Origin of the sequence: Proteus sp. G4380, assembly GCF_963885725.1 — a bacterium.
Lineage (GTDB): Bacteria > Pseudomonadota > Gammaproteobacteria > Enterobacterales > Enterobacteriaceae > Proteus > Proteus mirabilis.
In genome coordinates, this window is sequence record NZ_CAWPAV010000042.1 from 1 (window position 1) to 4,004 (window position 4,004).

Genomic DNA, 4,004 nt, shown 5'->3' on the forward strand with positions numbered 1-4,004 from the left:
ACTTTTTAATTTATATTGGTATATATCATTTATATTTACATTCATTTTCAAAGGCTCTAACATTTTTTTATTACTCCAATATTTTTCCATTTCCCTGTTTTTATTTCTGTTTCTATTCTAGCACTCTTTATCTGTTTATTAAATTCATCAAGCAATCCAACAGCTATACCTATTGCTCCTATTTCGTTTTACAATTACGATGAAGATTGTAAACGACTGTATAGTATTAATACTGGACAGTGAATATATTCAAACAACTAAAAAGATTAAGGTGCTGATAAGGGAAATGATATAGTGTAATATATCTGCTTTGGTGTGGGATTATACAGCCAAAGCAGATAATTATATTATTTAAACTACAGGTTCATGTCTTTTATTCGTTAGAGTTGTTGTCATATAATTTAATTGGGATATATCCTAATGATTCCATTATCTATCTTCTCATTAATTATCAGCATAGGGGAAGTTTCGATAGTAAAATAATGTTCGATATAAGTATCTAGCCACATACGCTGTTCTATACTTATGATTTTATTATCTTTATAAAGATATTTTTTCTGAAACTTTCCTCTTCCAGCTCTTTTAATCGTTTAGCATCACTGGCTTCCATACCACCATACTTTGATTTCCTATTGCAATATATGACGTTGCTGATCTCTTTTTAGCGACAAGTTTTAGCAAAAATTTTGCTCTCACGAGCATGATTTAAGATTTTTGTTTTATGTGCAATATCTCGTTTAGCTTTAATGTTCATCATATCTGACCTCCGGCAACAATTAGAAAAAAACAATTGTCAGCCGAAGTCCAGACTTTCATAAAGATTTAACTATCCTCCCAGTTTTTATTTTAGCTTAAAAGTATTTTTTCAATATATTCACTAACCTTTGAATTAACTCCTGATATATACTCGTTATCTTTACCAGAGTAAAATTTTAAAGAACCTTCCAAATTATCATGAAGAACTAGAAGATCATAAGCAAGTAATTTTGGGATAAGCGAAGTACTTTGATAATCAGTCATTACTTTATCAAGTGACATATATAGCCTATCAATTATATTTGCATCTAAATCATCCGCCAATCTAATCATTTCCACTACATCAATAATAGTTCTATTAAAATCAAAATTATTATCGTTCATAATCTACCTATTAAAGAGGATTAATCGCACCCGCTGGAATGGGGCCGTCAAACAACACTTCTGAAGAACCTTTCGCCAGCCGCCTTGCAAATTGATTACCTAAGAGATCTAGTCCTTTAGGGGATGATATGTCAATTGCGCCACCAGAAATTTTACGCAAGTCTATTTCAACAATACGATTCCCTGATTTCGCAGCCCATCTTTCAGCAATGCTTAAATCTTTTGTTGCTGATATAAACTGAGATGGAGAGCGACTGCCTGATGTTACATGCCCAGCAACAGATTTTATATTATTTGGATTAAGGGAAAATAACCCGGATAAAGGATCTTCATCGGGCCTAATGACTCTATAAACTTTCCCAGTAGTTATACGGTCAAATTCACTAGTAGGCGCGCATGGTTTTAATCCGAGGGGGTCAATATAACTTAAAGGATTTGGCGCATAAGCATATAAGTTTATCCCCCCTGCCAACCCTATTGGGTCTTGTTGGGTAAAACGGCCTAAACCTGGGGCATAGTACCTGAACGTATTATAATTATAATGCAGACCAGTATACTCGTATCATCCTGATACTCGCCCTACGGGCCAGCGCAAGCGCTGTTCAAATTTGTTCCCGACAAATTTGTCTTTGTCGAAATACTGCCCTTGAAAACGCAGGTTCTGTTCACGATTAAACGTGCTTGTGGGACGGGTTTGACGCTGTAAATGTCCCCAAGCACTGTATTGCCCTTGCCAAACGATTTCACCCTCACTGTTGGTAAACGCTTCCGGTAAGCCACTTAAACTACTGTGCATATAATAATGAGAATTATCTGTTCTATACCCCCGAGCATAACTACAACTCAACGAGTTTTCAGTGATTCTGACTAATTTTATGTGATGCTTTATGTAAAATAGATTTTCTTAATGAACGATTAAAATTACTTAAAGGTATATCTTTATTTAAAAACATCTTAAATCTATTTATTAGTTGATGATCAATATTATTAATAGGTAATTCATTTAATTCTCTCATTCGAAGTAATACTATTACTTTACAAGGTATTAATTTGTAAGTTACATGATTAGAGTTATCGACATGTTCCAGTCTGTTCTCATCCGCGCCTATCTTTCTGCTTGAGCTCCGTCTGTCGTAACATAAAATCTACCTTTCCCAGCAGGATCAAAGTCCTTTAATCCGTTTCCAACTGGCAGATTTTAAAACCTATTTCACATTTGTAGTGGATATTTTAAACAGTTATTTGGTATTAATACCGAACAGTGAAGATATCCGGACAAATAAATACAAAATAAGCACCAGAAAACTACATTTAAGCTTGAAAACTAATACGCTAATCGGCGAGTGATGTGGTGTCATTTACCTGTTTTATAGCTAAAGCTGGTAATTACACATATCTATAATCTAGGTCGTAGCTTCGATAATATCTTTACGATAACTCTATTTCTTTAGAAAAATCAAAACCTAACAATCCAATTTTTTCAACAAGCTTTCTAAACTTATCTGTGACAAAAACACCACTAATATTTTCATTTATTGAAAATAAGTATTCATCTGTAATATTATTTTTAACTAGAATTAATTTTTCAAACATAAATCCTTTGGGATATTCAGTATAAATAGATTTTTCTTTATCTACACATTCAGACAAAACATTAGTTGGATAGTACCCAATAAATTTTTTCCGTTTACTTGCTGTTCTAACACCTAAAAATTGTCCCCTAGGATTTAAGATATCAAATAAATGGTTAGCACCTGATTCACTGAAAACAAAAAATGGAGATAGAGCGCTACTAAAATCAAATTGATAGTTTTTCTTACCAAAATCATTTGATCTTAATTCTAATGATATTTCAGTATAATCATTGCCAAACCGTCTCCATCCCTGATCTCTCGACCTTCCCATAATGCTCTCTTCACCATCAGGATAATTTTGAATAAAAGAACAATAATTTACCATATCCGATTTTAAATAATAAACGTTATTTATCATAATATTGTATACCAGCTTGCATCTCGATTTGCAGAAGACAGGATGTCACGAATTTTTGATAACTCATCCAGAACACCTTGTTTTCCATTTAATTTATCAGCATCAATAATTCTTGTATTTACTGCGTCAATATAATCACTTGGATGTCTGCCATTATGTTTTATTCCTGACAATGCTTCATCAACATTATTTCTATTTGGCAGGAAAACACCATTTCTAGCATCATCAACATCAATACCATGTTTTTTCAGAATATCTCTGGCTGGCTGGGCACCTTTAGATGTATCACCAACAATATGATGAGCTGCAGTATTGGCAGGTCTAGGCGTACCATCAGCTACCATATTTTTAGAAAGTTTGACCGCACAATGCCCCCACGGATCCACCCATGTCAACGCATTCGGCGCATAGGCATATAAGTTTATCCCCCCTGCCAACCCTATTGGGTCTTGCTGGGTAAAACGGCCTAAATCCGGGGCATAGTACCTGAACGTATTATAATGTAACCCCGTCTCTTTGTCGAAATACTGCCCTTGAAAACGCAGGTTCTGTTCACGATTAAACGTGCTTGTGGGGCGGGTTTGACGCTGTAAATGTCCCCAAGCACTGTATTGCCCTTGCCAAACGATTTCACCCTCACTGTTGGTCAACGCTTCCGGTAAGCCACTTAAACTGCTGTGCGTATAATAAATCGCCCGTTGCGGATTTAGCGGGTTATCCGTGCATTCAATGCGGGCTAGAGGCGTATAACTTTGGTCATTGTAAGCATGATAAACCGTAGTATGGGGCGCTGCGCTGCTGTGCTCAGACACCAGTCGCATCCCTACCCAGCCAAAGGTGTATACTTCATCCGGCTCATGTTGGTGATAGGT

General features: G+C 35.5%; 5 protein-coding genes and 2 pseudogenes. All 7 read right to left on the bottom strand.

Features of this window, described 5'->3' with window-relative positions; all coding sequences use genetic code 11:
* Positions 1-535: 535 nt before the first annotated feature.
* Positions 536-655, bottom strand: a pseudogene (locus AACU98_RS18390) (IS3 family transposase); the annotation flags it as partial.
* A 9-nt stretch (positions 656-664) separates the two neighbouring features.
* Positions 665-757: pseudogene (locus tag AACU98_RS18395) on the bottom strand (IS481 family transposase); the annotation flags it as partial.
* 89 nt (positions 758-846) lie between these two features.
* Positions 847-1,140, bottom strand: coding sequence for a hypothetical protein (locus AACU98_RS03110; protein ID WP_049197147.1), 294 nt, complete (start codon positions 1,138-1,140; stop codon positions 847-849).
* A gap of 10 nt (positions 1,141-1,150) precedes the next feature.
* Positions 1,151-1,687, bottom strand: coding sequence for an RHS repeat-associated core domain-containing protein (locus tag AACU98_RS18400; RefSeq protein WP_212551855.1), 537 nt, complete (start codon positions 1,685-1,687; stop codon positions 1,151-1,153).
* 15 nt (positions 1,688-1,702) lie between these two features.
* Positions 1,703-1,936, bottom strand: coding sequence for an RHS domain-containing protein (locus tag AACU98_RS18405; RefSeq protein WP_240101063.1), 234 nt, complete (start codon positions 1,934-1,936; stop codon positions 1,703-1,705).
* A 632-nt stretch (positions 1,937-2,568) separates the two neighbouring features.
* Positions 2,569-3,132 (bottom strand): hypothetical protein, encoded by a 564-nt coding sequence (locus AACU98_RS03120; protein WP_004246983.1) that lies wholly within the window; start codon positions 3,130-3,132, stop codon positions 2,569-2,571.
* Positions 3,129-4,004, bottom strand: an 876-nt coding sequence (locus AACU98_RS03125) for an RHS repeat-associated core domain-containing protein (RefSeq protein ID WP_202611350.1), incomplete at its 5' end; no start/stop codon positions are given. The genes AACU98_RS03120 and AACU98_RS03125, both read right to left, overlap by 4 nt.